The 14,817-nt window shown below is 37.6% G+C and carries 16 protein-coding genes and 2 pseudogenes; 1 reads left to right on the top strand and 17 read right to left on the bottom strand.

Going from position 1 to position 14,817, the window contains the following annotated elements:
- Positions 1 to 182: 182 nt before the first annotated feature.
- The 17 genes and pseudogenes from HMPREF2794_RS29970 to HMPREF2794_RS18325 form a co-directional block, all read right to left on the bottom strand.
- Positions 183 to 274: pseudogene (locus tag HMPREF2794_RS29970) on the bottom strand (GGGtGRT protein); the annotation flags it as partial.
- Between the two features lie 320 nt (positions 275 to 594).
- Positions 595 to 771, bottom strand: a pseudogene (locus HMPREF2794_RS27965) (GGGtGRT protein); the annotation flags it as partial.
- A 166-nt stretch (positions 772 to 937) separates the two neighbouring features.
- Positions 938 to 1,528, bottom strand: a complete 591-nt coding sequence (locus HMPREF2794_RS18395) for a putative polyvalent protein kinase domain-containing protein (RefSeq protein ID WP_005832800.1) — start codon at positions 1,526 to 1,528, stop codon at positions 938 to 940.
- Between the two features lie 193 nt (positions 1,529 to 1,721).
- Positions 1,722 to 2,177 carry a lipocalin-like domain-containing protein gene (locus HMPREF2794_RS18390; protein WP_005923901.1) on the bottom strand — a complete coding sequence of 152 codons (456 nt, stop codon included), beginning with the start codon at positions 2,175 to 2,177 and terminating at the stop codon, positions 1,722 to 1,724.
- Between the two features lie 51 nt (positions 2,178 to 2,228).
- Positions 2,229 to 2,867 (bottom strand): hypothetical protein, encoded by a 639-nt coding sequence (locus HMPREF2794_RS18385; protein ID WP_004310782.1) that lies wholly within the window; start codon positions 2,865 to 2,867, stop codon positions 2,229 to 2,231.
- A 6-nt stretch (positions 2,868 to 2,873) separates the two neighbouring features.
- Positions 2,874 to 3,284 carry a hypothetical protein gene (locus HMPREF2794_RS18380; RefSeq protein WP_004310783.1) on the bottom strand — a complete coding sequence of 137 codons (411 nt, stop codon included), beginning with the start codon at positions 3,282 to 3,284 and terminating at the stop codon, positions 2,874 to 2,876.
- Position 3,285: 1 nt separating this feature from the next.
- On the bottom strand, positions 3,286 to 3,534 hold the full coding sequence (locus HMPREF2794_RS18375) for a hypothetical protein (protein WP_004310784.1): 249 nt from the start codon (positions 3,532 to 3,534) through the stop codon (positions 3,286 to 3,288).
- An 878-nt stretch (positions 3,535 to 4,412) separates the two neighbouring features.
- Entirely contained in the window at positions 4,413 to 5,000 is a 588-nt protein-coding gene (locus HMPREF2794_RS18370; RefSeq protein ID WP_055269231.1) for a tyrosine-type recombinase/integrase, read from the bottom strand.
- Positions 5,001 to 5,150: 150 nt separating this feature from the next.
- Entirely contained in the window at positions 5,151 to 5,597 is a 447-nt protein-coding gene (locus tag HMPREF2794_RS18365) for a JAB domain-containing protein (RefSeq protein WP_055269230.1), read from the bottom strand.
- Positions 5,598 to 5,682: 85 nt separating this feature from the next.
- Positions 5,683 to 6,702 (bottom strand): DUF3871 family protein, encoded by a 1,020-nt coding sequence (locus HMPREF2794_RS18360; protein ID WP_055269229.1) that lies wholly within the window; start codon positions 6,700 to 6,702, stop codon positions 5,683 to 5,685.
- 467 nt (positions 6,703 to 7,169) lie between these two features.
- The gene (locus HMPREF2794_RS18355; RefSeq protein WP_055269228.1) at positions 7,170 to 7,826 is read right to left on the bottom strand and encodes a hypothetical protein; all 657 of its coding nucleotides are present in this window, start codon (positions 7,824 to 7,826) and stop codon (positions 7,170 to 7,172) included.
- The gene (locus tag HMPREF2794_RS29615; protein ID WP_055269227.1) at positions 7,786 to 7,971 is read right to left on the bottom strand and encodes a hypothetical protein; all 186 of its coding nucleotides are present in this window, start codon (positions 7,969 to 7,971) and stop codon (positions 7,786 to 7,788) included. Before HMPREF2794_RS29615 ends, HMPREF2794_RS18355 begins: the two co-directional genes overlap by 41 nt.
- A gap of 397 nt (positions 7,972 to 8,368) precedes the next feature.
- Positions 8,369 to 9,460, bottom strand: coding sequence for a hypothetical protein (locus tag HMPREF2794_RS18345; protein ID WP_081030796.1), 1,092 nt, complete (start codon positions 9,458 to 9,460; stop codon positions 8,369 to 8,371).
- A 283-nt stretch (positions 9,461 to 9,743) separates the two neighbouring features.
- Positions 9,744 to 10,586 (bottom strand): hypothetical protein, encoded by an 843-nt coding sequence (locus HMPREF2794_RS18340; protein WP_055269226.1) that lies wholly within the window; start codon positions 10,584 to 10,586, stop codon positions 9,744 to 9,746.
- Positions 10,587 to 10,666: 80 nt separating this feature from the next.
- Positions 10,667 to 11,884 (bottom strand): site-specific integrase, encoded by a 1,218-nt coding sequence (locus HMPREF2794_RS18335; protein ID WP_055269225.1) that lies wholly within the window; start codon positions 11,882 to 11,884, stop codon positions 10,667 to 10,669.
- 344 nt (positions 11,885 to 12,228) lie between these two features.
- Positions 12,229 to 13,239 carry a GGGtGRT protein gene (locus tag HMPREF2794_RS18330; RefSeq protein ID WP_004310793.1) on the bottom strand — a complete coding sequence of 337 codons (1,011 nt, stop codon included), beginning with the start codon at positions 13,237 to 13,239 and terminating at the stop codon, positions 12,229 to 12,231.
- A 19-nt stretch (positions 13,240 to 13,258) separates the two neighbouring features.
- Positions 13,259 to 13,960: an iron-sulfur cluster assembly scaffold protein gene (locus HMPREF2794_RS18325; protein WP_005677723.1), complete on the bottom strand. Its 702-nt coding sequence runs from the start codon at positions 13,958 to 13,960 to the stop codon at positions 13,259 to 13,261.
- Between the two features lie 238 nt (positions 13,961 to 14,198).
- Between HMPREF2794_RS18325 and HMPREF2794_RS18320 the strand changes: the two genes are divergently transcribed.
- On the top strand, positions 14,199 to 14,603 hold the full coding sequence (locus HMPREF2794_RS18320) for an HsmA family protein (protein ID WP_008760491.1): 405 nt from the start codon (positions 14,199 to 14,201) through the stop codon (positions 14,601 to 14,603).
- Positions 14,604 to 14,817 lie beyond the last annotated feature (214 nt).

The following is a 14,817-nucleotide window of genomic DNA, read 5'->3' as shown; positions in this document are numbered from 1 at the left end:
TAATTTATGGATATTATTATCTCATTGCAAAGATATGTTATAAGCTGGTTCATGGTAAGAATTTGTTGTAGAGAACTAAACAACGATAGTGTAGATTATTTGTAACAATCATCATCTTTTTTATAAAAATAGGAGAGTGCCTTATAAAAAATACTCTCCTGTATAATAATAAGTAACTTTTATTACTTAGCTAAGGCCTGAGCTACGTCTACAGCGCAAGCCACAGTGCAACTTACCATTGGGGGTTACCAATTCCCAAGAATCCTATCATTTCGGCTTCTTGTAAACTATAGCAATCTGTTATTAATCAATACTATAATAGTTATTCATAAATGATTTGAGTTGGCAAAAGATATTAACTCTTCGATTTGCCCTCTCTCATAGCTTTCTGCTGGTTCAAGCGTTCCTGCTGCTTCTTTTGATTATGATTTTATGTAAATGTAGCTTTCATTGTATATAAATCTATCATTCAACAATTCTAAATGATAGGTGAGATAAGGTATCTAAAACTACCATCTACTTCAAATTACCACAAATAAAAAACTCCTGTAATCACATGGACTACAGGAGTTTATTTATATAATGTAACTTTAATTACTTAGCCAAAGCCTGAGCTACGTCTACAGCACAAGCCACTGTACATCCTACCATCGGGTTGTTACCGATACCCAGGAAGCCCATCATTTCTACGTGAGCAGGAACTGATGAAGAACCAGCGAACTGAGCGTCTGAGTGCATACGGCCCATCGTGTCAGTCATACCGTAAGAAGCAGCGACACAGCATCCCTGTAAGTCTTTGCAAGCTGTTATTAATCAATGCTATAATAGCAATGGGTAAACTCCTTGTTAGTAAATAAAAGAACGAATTATCAAAAAGGGCTGCATCATGGGCAAATGCCTATGCGTTACCCTTTAGATGAGAGTACTCCTAATGGAGTTAAGACCGTAATCTAATTTGCGTGTCAATGAAGTATAAATCTCCGTCTATGCCATAAAGTACATTATTGGGAACTGCATCAAACACTTCATAATCTGAATTGTGGTATTCGTCGTAATAGTCCATTTCAAAACCTAATGCTTGCATATAGGCGGCTATCTCATCTTCTGTAGCTTCTCGCTCAGCTAATATATAAGGTTGTACGAGAACTGCGCAAAATTCTTGCTGACTGTTATAAGCGAAGCCTATCATTTGATAAGGCACATTGCCAAAGAACTTGTTATGTGCAGCAATGCGGATGAAGAAGTTCTCTAAATCATCCCCTGCGTACTCAAAGTTATTTAATTTTACAACAGACACATTACCATCATGGAACACTTCATTCTCACCACCTCTATCCATATAAGTAATATTGAGGTGTGATAAGTCAATCCATAGACCATTGTCATTGGCAAACTTTATCAGTTCTTCTGTTTGTCTTCTCTTATAGCCCTCTGTTGATTCAGTTTCTCCTGCTGCTTCCTTACTTCTTCTGGCGATGCAGGTCGCTTGCTCCAAGAGGCTATTGATTGACGAGTGCGTTCTATCCATTCTTTGTGAAATTCGTTGATGTATTCCATAATTTGTTTGATTATGAGTTTAAGACAAAGGTAATCATTCCTCTTTTAATAGCAATGCTTTGGTTGTTATATTCTTGCGAATGGGGTGTTGTGGAACATTCTATAAAAGAGAAGCAGCATAAGAGTTCCCTCAAGTGCTGCCCTGCCTTAAATTAGTTTGGCAATTAGTTAATCTTCTTGTAGGTGGTCGTAGTAATATCGTCTAACTCTAAACCACCGTCATCCGTATTATCCCAATCCTCAAAGGCGAGAACCAATTTATTAGCTGTAAGCTCATTGATAGTAAGGACATCCGAATAACCGTCATCGTAAGAGATAGTCAGCTTATTGCCTTTCAAAGACCAGCGACTTGTTTCTGTATATCCACCGTCCGCATAGCCTTCTGTGCAAGTACCGTCAGCTTTGAACTCCCATAAGCCATTGGTGTAGGCTTCATCAGAGGTGACAACTTCCTTGCCATTCTCCACTTTGTGAACCTTCTCCCAAGTGGACTGCCATTTACCTATAAGGTTGGCTTGGTCAATGATTGTCTGTTCTTCTTCATCATCGCTACAAGCTGTAAAGTTTACAGCCAACATGACCATTAACAAGGTCATTCCAATTAATCTTAAAGTTTTCATTATTAAATTGTTCTTTAGTTAGTAATATGTAAACTTTTCTCTCAATCGCTCTCATTTGTACTTATATTGACATAAATGTAAGTTCACGTAGTTGCCATCATGATATTCTTTACATTCTACCCAATTATTATGATTGTCGTATTGATATTCAAACTCTTTCTTTATTCTCTTGCCATTCCACCAAGAGTCATATAAGATTATATGTCCTAAATGATTATATTTAACGATAGCTTGTTTCTTTACACCGTTATCATCCCAATCAGATACTATTGTTCTGCCTGCTAACTGTCCTTCCTTTTCTGTGTCTTTAATATAACGAGTTATATTCTCAATAGTAGAACCTTCATGAGTTGGAGCTGGCTGTGGATTCATATATCCTTTGAGCATATATTCTTTAATATGTACTTTGCTGCCTTCAAATGTTCTTGTGTAAAGTCTTGATTGAAATCCATTTAGATAGCTTATTGTGTCACAACTCGCAATCTTTCCATTAGTAAAAAGCAACTTATGTTCAAGGTGTAATCTTTGAGTTTCCTGCATATTGTTATGAGGTGAGTACCATTTACTAATATCTTTTCTCTCAATAGTAAATGTTTGTGCTATTAATCCTTGAATAAGTTCTTTATTATGCAAACTGCCATATAGTCTGCTGATATGTATTGAGTAAATGTCTATAACTGAATGCCACATGATGATTTATTCTAATGAGAAACCTCCTAATTGCGTATAACTTTTTAAACAATATTGCATTCCCTTTCTTGAAGTTTTACCTGTTACGATAAGAGTATCAAATCCTAAAGTCATCAGTTGTCTTATGAAAGGTTTGTTTGATAATATGTATTGAGATATATCTCTAAATTCAGAATCCTTTATATTATTATCGTTCTCTATGGAGATTTTAAACCCACTTCTTAAAAAGAATGCACTCATTTCATGCGCATAGTTTGTATCTCCAACTGTTATAGAGACTTTGCAGAATCTATCTAACGCACCAGAACAATAGCTGTCTTTGAAAGTTTGATTCATCGTATTTATCAACTTCATTCGCTCCAATGAAGTACCTACTAAAGAATTGAGTAAGTTTTTAAAGAAATCGACAATATTCATATTACACTAATTTATCATTTACTAAATCCTTAATCTTTAAGAGTTCTCTGTAATTGAATCTGTTGTTATTAATCATTGCTGTTAGTTCCTCTGCTACATCTTTATTGTTGGGGTGTTTGTCTGGGTGAGCTTGTTTGATAAGCTCTTTGTATAGCGGTTTTGCTTTAGCCATGCTCTCAACAATATTGTATGCTTCATCACTTGTTGAATGATTCTTAGAACAGAATAGTCTGGCAAATATATTATTCATAGTATGCCTTTCAATTATTAAGAGAACAGCCATGCTGCTATTCCAATTACTACCAGAACTATAAGGATAACAAAGAATTCTGATAATTTGGGGTCTTCCCCATTATATTGCATTTTAGTCATAATTAGGATATTTGCGCTCATCTGTTCCCAAAGATGAGCATAAATAAAAAAGATGTGGGAACACTATTTGCTTTATCTTACTGACGGGCTTCTCGCATTGCCTTTGGAGTAGATAAAACAATAGCGACCCACACCAAAGGGCATATAGAAACCTCGCAACTATGAGGTAGGTATATATCCAAGTGTGGGTGCTACTGCTATCATCTTCACTCCATTTCAAATTTTGCGAGAATTTGTCAGTAGAAGATAATTTCAATAACACCTTTCGTTAACTATGTCCTTCCAACTCCCTAACGCATTAGTTCATTGGAATTGATGCAAAGATAATGAAAGGTTCTAAATTAATAGGCATGAAGTGTGGATTAATAGTAAATTCTATGCCCTCAAACATAGTCTGAATAAGATATTTAAGCAGAATTGCATCTGAACTCTCTAAATCCATGTGGGTATCAAATTCACTTCTCCCCATATAAGAACTAAATTCAGAACATTCTTACCAACCTTGAATGACTAACTTTAGGTCAGTATATTGTTGGATATTCAAGAAGTGCTACCAGCAACATGATTAATAAGGATTGAGACAGTTCTAAACTCTGTAAACTTATGGAATTGACTTACTTCTATAAGGCTGAAATGCCAAACTATTAAAATTGGACTTTAGATGTGTCTAAGCTCAATATATTATGAAATTGGGACAGAACCATTCAGACCACTATATAAGGTGAATCTTAATAATTCTGTCCCATATTCCAATTATCAGAAACTCAAACAGTCATAAGTTTGTAAGATTTCTTCCTGTCTTAGTCCCAAGTATCTCTTAGTAATGGCAACTGAACTATGGTTGAATAGTTCCATCAGCTTTACTAATGCTAACTCTGCGTTATCACTGTTCATATTATAAACCTGCCTGCCGAATGTCTTTCTAAGTGAATGGCAGCTAAAGTTCTTAATCTTTAATCTGTACTTCTTCTTCACCTCTTTAAGAATGATATTGATTCTCTGAACTGTGAAGATAGTGCCTTTCTGACTTATAAGAATTGGTGCATTGATTCCAACTGGATTTATATGCTCGTAACACTCTTTAATGTGTTCCTGTAATTGTGGATTCAGTCTGATAGTCCTTACCTTGCCTGTCTTTTGCTCAATTACTGTAAACTCGTCAACACCTAATATCTGCTTCCACCTTAGAGATAGAATATCAGATATTCTTAATCCTGTGAAGCATCCCAAAGCTATAAGGAGTGAGATTTTATAATTCTCATCCTTTGCCAATTTTCTTATGAGGTTCATTGCATCAGACCAAACAAGATAGTCTGCGGTTGTGCTTGAATATTTAAGTGACATAATGTTCTGTTTTATAATGAAACGAATAGAAGTGAATATTAATTCTGAGTTGGATTTACTAACTCATTGATTACTAAGGGAACATTCACTAATTATCAAAGTGAATATGATAAGGACACCCAACTTAAAAATTGAGTGCCATTTACCTTATTATAATTCTCCCTCGTCAGAGAAGCTGTAATATCCTGCATCTGTTAATATGAGGTGGTCTAAAACTGTAATCCTCATAAGTTGGGCTGCATTCTTGACCTGCTTAGTAATCTCCATATCCTGCCTACTTGGTTTCAGATTACCGCTTGGATGATTATGTGCAAGAACAAGAGCTACTGAATTGGTAAGTAACGCAGCTTGCAGAATTACTCTGACATCAACAGATGTTTCAGTAATTCCTCCCTCTGATATGAGTGTGTAGCCTAAAACTTGGTTGGCTTGGTTTAGGAATAAGACCTTAAAATATTCCTTGTAACAGATAGTTCCCTCTCTATATGTAGGGAGCAAATATTTATAAGCATCCTCTGAACTGATTACCTTATATATATTCTTGAATTTGGGTTTGTAGGATAGTTCCACTTCACCCACAGTATAATCTATATCCATAATGTACAATGTTTAATAAGTTGGTAGAAATAAAGAAAGGACACCAACTTAATGATGTCCCTTCCTCTCTCAATCAACAATCCACTCAGCCCAAGAACCAAGCGTATTCACTATCTCCTAATTTGGCACGTTGAATGCCTTGTACAAACTCTGTACAGTTAAGATTCCTCTCCAAGAAGTTATCAATGTAACTTGACTTTACAGAACCATTGAGCAGGTTTAAGAGCTGCCAACCTGTAATGCTGTCCCCTGTGCTCTTGAAGTTTGCATCAGAAACGAATGCTCTACAAGCTGCATTAATTTGACTGTCTCCCAACAATAGACGAGGTAAGCGTTTCTGTTGGTTGGGTGTAAGAGTTTGATATAATCTCATCCTGCCTATTATTTGGCAGAACTCACTCGTTGAGATTGACATCTGCCCAAGTGTCCTTAACAGATGCAGGTCTTTGGATGGGTTGTAAGCATGGAACAGATTCAATGCTGCTGCATATAGTTCCTGTACGTTTAGGACTTCTATCTTATCCTGCAAGCCGTCAGTAGTAAGCATTAAATTTGAGCACACACGATTACGAAAGCCTATGAAGATTTTAAATCTCTCAACAGACTTCTTACTGTATAGGTTAATCTCGTTATATGCTCTCACTCCACCAATGGATAACGCTAAACGATTACCGTATTCATCATGTACAATGGATGGGATTTCAAAACAGAAGCACATTCTCTGATAGAACAAAGTCTTCTCTTCATCTGTCAGTTCAGATGCTTTCTTACCTAATGCACTTGGGATTCTGCCATTGATAGGGTGTGAGATTCTAATCTCTGGTGTATCAAACTGCTCTCCATGAAAATAGTCCTTAGCTGCATCCACTACTGCACCTATAAAGGATTGGTGGCTTATGGTTTCCTCCATTGATGCAAAACTTGGAATGATGCAGTCTTGTTGTAAGTGCTGCAAGGTTACTTCCTGCGTGTTGGCTTCAATGAAATGGTTTACTCTCTTGGGTGCTGCAACTTCTTCTACAATGATTGCTTCTTCTGCAAACTCACCCATGTTTAATGATTCTCTACGCTGTGCCATAGCTGGCATAATTACTAAATCTCTCATAATGAAATTGAATTAAATGGTTATTGATTGAATGGATTTAATAGGAACAGACCTAAAACACAAGTGAATTACTTCGCTTGCATCTTAGGCTGTTCTATGTCTTTCCCTAAATATTCTTTTAAAGGAAATAAGGAGCATTAGTAAATTATTGGTTAGCTATGGCAATAGTGCATCGTGCCTGCTCTTGGATTAATAAGAATGCTTATTCCTGCCAACTATCAGACTGCATTTCTAAAGCATTCTTTTTATTTAAGAGCTATGAGGGGGGGGTATGTGGGTAGGGGTGTCTTGTGCATTACTCTGATGGTTTAAAATTGTCATTACGAAGTAGCATTCATAAGGGCTGCTTACCCTTATCGTAGAAATTCAACTTTAGATGCTTCTAAAGTCAGAATAAGACGGAGTGGGGATTATTCGTACTATCTCTTAATATATTAATAAACAGTACGAAAAATCCTACTTGCCTGTTATTTGGACTTGAAAGCTATCTTAACCACGTTTTTTGAGTTGGTTGGATTCCACTCCTTGCGCTGTTTGGCTATGTTGTTGTCTAATAATAGTTCATTGGGAGTAAGCTCTATCCCTTTGGGTATATATCTTAACAAACCTGCACTATATAATTCCAGATTGTAACTCTCTACATTCTTCTTACCCATTCCCAATTTGTCAGCCAACTTATTAGGAGTAAGCAGTATCTTGTTGTTCTCTGCTATTAATAGGAGCTTGATATAATATCCTTTCACTTTAATATTCAAATCCACTGTCATAAAGAGGTAGGACAGTGTTATGAAGTTGGGATGTTCAATGGGTGGAATGCAGTAAATGCTCCTCATTACAAATTCTATAAGAGGATGGTTGATAGCTTCCCTATATCTCTTTCTAATCAGCACTGCCTCTATATCCTTATTGAAGTTCTTTAATGCGTCCTCTTTCTCTCCAGTTCGTTTGGCTAAGTCTTTGATTCTCCATCTGACCTTATAATAGTCGTTTCTATATAAGGACAGACAGAAGAACCTGTACAAATTGGGTGGATTGAGTTTATCTACAATAGACTTGTTAATGGTAGCATATTCTTGTTTGATGTTACTTGTCCTGTTTTGCAGGTGCTTTAATTGTATCTTCATATTCATTAGTAGCTGATTGAATATTATTGGTAAACATTAAATCTTTCTTCTCTCGTTCCATCCTGTAATAGTAGGCAGTTCCAAAGTATATCTTGGCTTCCTTTCTGTTGTGAAACTTCTTTCCTGTTGGCAGATGAATTATCATATCAGATTAAATATCAGTGAATTAATAAGCCAACTTCTGCAATGAGATATAATAGGTAGCAACCTTTCCATTCTTCTTTCTCCTTGTCTTTAGATAGTTATTAAGATTAGCCCACAATCCAATGTGAACCTTGTTATCTTTTACTCCCTGTTTAAGAGCCTTAGCCCTTATCTGCTCATAAGTAAATTCTTCCATTTTAGATATTCTGAATAGTTTGTAAGTCCGTCAATCTGTGTGGTGGGATTATCTGTCTGTACTACTATAAAGATAGTAATTCCACAAGTGGGGAACTAATGATAAGACCACACATTTAGTAATCAAACTTTAGACTATTCAGAATGTCTAAGAACTTGGGGAGAACAAACCCACCTGTCACATGGGCTTGGTTATTGGTTACTTATGCTTCCAGAGCTTCTTTCAGTATTTCTATGAAGTCATCTTCTTCTTTAACTTCTTTCCAATTTGCTTCTGTATAGTTCAGCTCTTTCAATTTGTTTAATGCTTCAAATGCTTGTTCTTCGCTTGTGGATTTGGCATAACTGTTGAAGTCTTTGATGAAGTAGCGTTTAGTGATGAAAGAAACATCCATCTTGGCTGCCTTGCATAAGTTGATGAACTTGTTTCCTCTTTCAATGTTAATCTCTGTACCTTTGGGGAAGGTTATTTCTTCACCTTTTAAAGCCTTGTTCACTTGTTTGTCAGATAAGCTCTTACCTGTGTAAATCAGCATGGCGGTAGATGGGTTGAAACCTTCATTCAACAGTTCTGCTACATTTTGGAATAGTTCATCTTTAGTAGTCAAAGAAGCTACAACTAATCTGTCTTTTTTATCCCAACTGCTGCCTACATTATTAATATCTACCAAGTATTCACCTACATTCTCAATATCCCTTACATAAACATTGGGAATGGTTTCAGTGTACTTGCCTGTTGCTACCAGCTTGGCGAATGCTGTGCATCTGTGCTGTCCGTCAAGAATAACGAGATAGTCCGCAGCTTCTTCCTTAGTCAATTCCCTGCCTTTGATGTCAGTAACAGTGTAACCTGCTTCAATCAGCTTTGCTGCTTCCACTACAATGATAGGAAATGCCTTCTCATATTTGTTTGCAGCTATTAGAGCAATAAAGCTATCTACCTTCTTGGAGTTTACTGGTCTATTGTTCTTTACGAATGCTATCTTCTTCTGCTGTTCTACTCTTGCACCTGTTTCTTCATTGACTATTGAGAATGTAAGGAAGTCATTGCCTATATTCTCATTGGATTCTTTCTCAAATTCCTGTGCCTGTTCCAACTTGGCTTTAGTCTTATCAACTACATTCTGTTGTGCTGCTATCACTGCTTCATCAGCATTTCTCTTAATGAGACGCTGTAATTCCTTTTCTTCTTGTTTCAAAACCTTAGTCAGTTCCTCTACGTTACCCATAGTTGCGTTGTTTGATTCTACACTGTTGTTTACCATCTCTGTTGCATTTACATTTAATGTTGTCATATTCGTTTATTTTTAATTGTTATTAAAATGTTCTGTGTAATCGTCAAACCTATGTACACTTGGTTATCTGATTACGTTGCAAAACTACTGGCTTCTGGGCTGATTAAAAGAGAGAAATTAATGAGTGGTTTTACTTCCCCTCTTAATTGGTAGCTCGTCCGCTATCGTTTTGACGGTACAAAGGTGGTATATAATGGTAGGATTAAAAGAGAGAAAAAAAGTCCTACTCTTATGTACCCTCTTAATGGTACGGAGTAGGACTTGGTTGGTTATCAGTGTGTTGTTAGAAGTATATGCTATTCACAGTATCAATTCTCTTGTCTTTATATTGCTTGATGTAGCCTTTTAAAGTAAATTCATCCTCTGAGAAATTCTTATTCATAGATAGCTTAGTGAAGTAGATAAGCCTTGATATGAGTAATGTCTTACTAAGTGATATGGTGCTTCCTTTCTTCTGTCTGACATTAAACAGCTTGTTATAAGGGGATAGATTGAAGAAGTCATTGAACATCTTATAGAACAGCCATATCTGAACGGATTCCTTTTCTTCTGCATTAGTAGTTATGCTGACTTGTTGGCTCTGCATCCAAGGGTGTTCCTCTATCTCCTTTAGGTTATTGATGATGGTAGTAGCCAAATATCCTATTGCATTGGCATTATCAATTACTATCTGATGCTTACCTTCCACTTTTACAGAGATAGTGATAGGCTTTTTAAAACTTACTCCAAATTGGTTAATCTCCTTATGGTTGTCAGCTATGGCTTTGGCGAATTTGATGAGCTGTTCTATTCCAATGCCTGTTGCTTTCATTCCATCCAAGCACGTGCCACAAGTATAGTCAAAGATGAACAGAAGTAGAAACCAGAACTTATCTATATCAACTCCCAAACCTTTCAATGTATTCTGTATGTCCTCATTAGCTATATAATCTTCGTATGTGAAGTTGCCATATAGTTTATTCTGATTGTATCTCCTTATGAATAGAGGTGAGGCGGTAGTGCCACAGACGTATCTTTCTCCTGTGGCTGGGTCTATATCTACATCTGGAACGTATTCAACGGCTATGGCTTCCATGTATTCCAAACGGGTATCAATGCTTATGTAATCTTCCTTTAGCTTCTCCATGATTATTAGTTTAAGGCAAAGTTAAAAAATAATCCCCACCTGCATTGCTACAAGTGGGGAATTTGTGGGTAGGATATGCTTTAGTAATCAGAATCTCCTGTAAACGTATCCATAAGTTTATCCATCTGCTCACCAATGCACTTGTCTATTAGCTTTGCATAATGGGCAGTCATTCGTGTATTGGTATGTCCTAACATCTTAGAAACAACTTCCAGAGATATGTTATTGGCTAAAGTAACTGTACTTGCAAATGTGTGCCTACTTGTGTGGAAGCAAATGCGTTTATTGATTCCACAGAGTATAGCTATATCCTTTAGATATTTGTTGATGTCCGCAGGGTCTTGAATAGGGAGTAGCTTATCTCCACCTTTGTACTTATCCAATATTAGTTTGGCGATTGGGAGTAGGGGGATGCGTGATAGAACACCTGTCTTAACTCTACGTTTCTTAATCCATATTCTGCCTGCATTGTCTTTTTCAAAGTGTTCTGGTGTCAAGGTCTTAATGTCAATGTAACTAAGCCCAGTGAAACACCCAAAGAGGAACATATCTTTAGCTCGTTCCAATCTTGGTAGGGGAGTATCAAAGTTGATAATCTTCCTCAATTCTTCTTCATCCAAGAAATCTATATCTACGGGTTCGCGTTCCACCTTATAAACATTTACAGGATTGTAGGATATATAGGAGTTGGCAACAGCTAAATTCAGCAGCTTCTTTAAAAACTTTAAATGTTTGGTGCAGGAGTTTTGTCCCATCTTCTTCTCTCCTAAAAGGTAAGCATGGAATCCTTGAATGAAGCCTAAGTTTATCTCTCTTAAATATAAATCCTTACGTTCATATTTCTTCTGAATAAACTCTTTGAACAGTCTGCCTGTATATTCAAACACCCAATAAGTGGCAGGGGCAACAGTTTTACCTACCATTGCTTTGCGTTCTGTGTTATGTTCTTCCAGAAGTTCCAATAAAGTTTTCTCATTCAGAGCTTCTACTTTATCTGTGATAGCTTCTTTTAATAGTTCAGCAGTGATAAGGTAACCCTTTTGGAGTAGCTCAATCTCTTTCTGATATATCTTATTCCGTAGTTGAATCAGATAACCGTTGATTAGCTGTGCTTCTTCACTCTTACCTTTTACAGCTTGCTTCTCTTTGTTCCAATCGGCAGCAGGTACGTGCTTACCTGTACTAAAGTAGATTCTCTTGCCGTTAGTGGTGATTGAAACTTCAATAGGTGATAGACCTTTCTTGTTTTGCTTACTTTCTCTTAATGAGAAGTACACCATTGTACAATGTTTCTCCATTTTAAATTAAATGTTATATGGAGTGTATCGCATTGTATTATAGTTGATTATGCCAATTCTTGCAGCCGTTTTTAAAGAATGGCAAATTCGGCTGCAAATCGGCTGCAAAAGTAACCTGTTTATGGCTTGATTTGAGAGGTAATTGGCTATTCTTTACATGGGGTGTTCTGACTTAAATAAGACAGAATTTAGCTTGTTACCCCCTTACCGATTCACTATTCATTAGCTCTCAATAATGGGTGATGCAAGGTGCTTCAATCTGTTATCTAAGCCAAGTTACCACAAATAAAAAACTCCTGCAACCACAAGGATTACAGGAGTTTATCTATATATAGTAACTTAAATTACTTGCTCAAAGCAGTAGCAACGTCTACAGCACAAGCCACTGTACATCCTACCATCGGGTTGTTACCGATACCCAGGAAGCCCATCATTTCTACGTGAGCAGGAACTGATGAAGAACCAGCGAACTGAGCGTCTGAGTGCATACGGCCCATCGTGTCAGTCATGCCATAAGAAGCCGGACCGGCAGCCATGTTGTCCGGGTGAAGAGTACGGCCTGTACCACCACCGGAAGCAACTGAGAAGTATGGCTTACCAGCCAATACACGTTCTTTCTTGTAAGTACCTGCAACCGGGTGTTGGAAACGAGTCGGGTTAGTAGAGTTACCTGTGATAGATACGTCTACGCCTTCTTTCCACATGATAGCTACACCTTCGCGAACATCGTCAGCACCGTAGCATTTTACTTTTGCACGAGGACCGTCAGAGTAAGCGATTTCGCGAACTACTTTCAGCTCACCAGTGAAATAATCAAACTGAGTCTGAACATAAGTAAAACCATTGATACGAGAGATGATCTGAGCAGCGTCTTTTCCAAGACCGTTCAGGATGCAACGCAATGGCTCTTTACGTACTTTGTCTGCTTTTGCAGCGATTTTGATAGCACCTTCAGCAGCAGCGAAAGATTCGTGACCTGCAAGGAATGCGAAACATTTAGTTTCTTCGCGAAGCAACATAGCAGCCAGGTTACCATGACCGATACCAACCTTACGGTCGTCAGCTACAGAACCCGGGATACAGAATGCCTGCAAACCGATACCGATAGCTTCAGCAGCTTCAGCAGCGTTTGTGCAGTTCTTCTTAAGAGCAATTGCAGTACCTACCACATAAGCCCATTTTGCGTTTTCAAAACAGATAGGCTGAGTTTCTTCACACGTTTTATAAGGATCAAGTCCGGCAGCTTCGCAGATTGCGTTAGCTTCTTCGATGTCTTTGATGCCGTTAGCGTTCAAGGCTTCAATGATACCTTTGATACGACGGTCTTGGCTTTCGAATTTTACTTCTCTAATCATAGTTTCTTTCCTCCTTATATTATTCGTGACGTGGATCAATGTGTTTAACTGCTCCCTGTTCTGCTGTTACACGACCATAAGTACCTGTAACTTTCTTCAATGCTTCGTTAGCATCAGTTCCCTTCTTGATTTCATCCATGAATTTACCCATGTGAACGAATTCGTATCCACAGATTTCATCATTCTTATCCAAGAAGATATTTTTGATGTAACCTTCAGCCATTTCAAGGTAACGAGGACCTTTAGCCAAAGTACCATAAAGGGTACCTACCTGGCTGCGCAGACCTTTACCTAAGTCTTCCAGACCTGCACCGATAATCAAACCACCTTCAGAGAAAGCAGACTGAGTGCGTCCGTAAACGATTTGCAGGAAGAGTTCGCGCATAGCTGTGTTGATTGCGTCGCAAACAAGGTCAGTGTTCAGTGCTTCGAGGATTGTTTTACCCGGAAGGATTTCAGCAGCCATAGCAGCTGAGTGAGTCATACCGGAACATCCGATAGTCTCAACTAAAGCTTCCTGGATAACGCCTTCTTTAACATTCAGTGTCAGTTTACAAGCACCCTGCTGAGGAGCACACCAACCGATACCGTGTGTCAAACCTGAAATATCAACGATTTCTTTAGATTTTACCCATTTGCCTTCTTCGGGTATGGGAGCCGGTCCGTGGTTAGGACCCTTCTTTACAACACACATGTGTTCCACTTCGTGTGAATAAGTCATAATTAGCTCTTTTTTTTAGTGATATAATTAAAAATACGTAGTCACGATTCTCTAAATCGCCCACAAAGGTAGTCGATTTATTTGTTTCTGCAAATCGCCATATCTTACTTTTTTGTGAAAAGTGACAAATCCGTTTACGTTTTTTCTTCGTTTGCTAAGTCGGGATTGCATTTGTGAAAGATTACTATGCGTCGAACTATCTATTCGTTGCTTTGTTGTTATCTGAAATATAAATTTTATGGAACTCAATCAGGTTGATATACATTATTTGATAGCGGCAATCTGCGTTATTTCATCTGCATTGGTATTTTATACTATCGGTGTATGGGGAGAAAGGCTGCAAAAGAAACTGAAGTTATGGCATATTATTTTCTTTCTTTTAGGATTGGTGTCCGATGCAGTCGGGACCAGCCTGATGGAACATATTGCCGAATTAACGCATTTGCATGATGAAATCCACACGGTAACGGGGACGATTGCCATTCTTCTGATGTTTGTACATGCTTCATGGGCGATATGGACTTATGTGAAGGGATCTGCCGAGGCGAAAAGGCATTTTAATCGTTTTAGTATCGTCGTTTGGTGCATTTGGTTAATACCTTATTTAATAGGTATGGCTATAGGAATGCATTTACATGCATAAATAGTTATATGTTTTTGCATTAGATAGACTTAAAAGAGTTCCTTCTTTCAGCTAACTCCTGCAAAGAAAAAAATATTTTAGTCTCACGGTCTCACTGTTTTTGTGTAATCTACATATAATTAGTATATTACAGAATGAGAGATACTTCTCAAATAGGTATCTCTCATTATTTTCTCCCTAGAATCGTAAGCGTCTCGGCGATGCCGTGTTTTTC

The organism is Bacteroides sp. HMSC067B03 (assembly GCF_001811315.1).
GTDB classification, from domain to species: domain Bacteria; phylum Bacteroidota; class Bacteroidia; order Bacteroidales; family Bacteroidaceae; genus Bacteroides; species Bacteroides faecis.
Note: the sequence above shows the minus strand (reverse complement) of the source record. Positions and strands in the feature narration are given on the sequence as shown.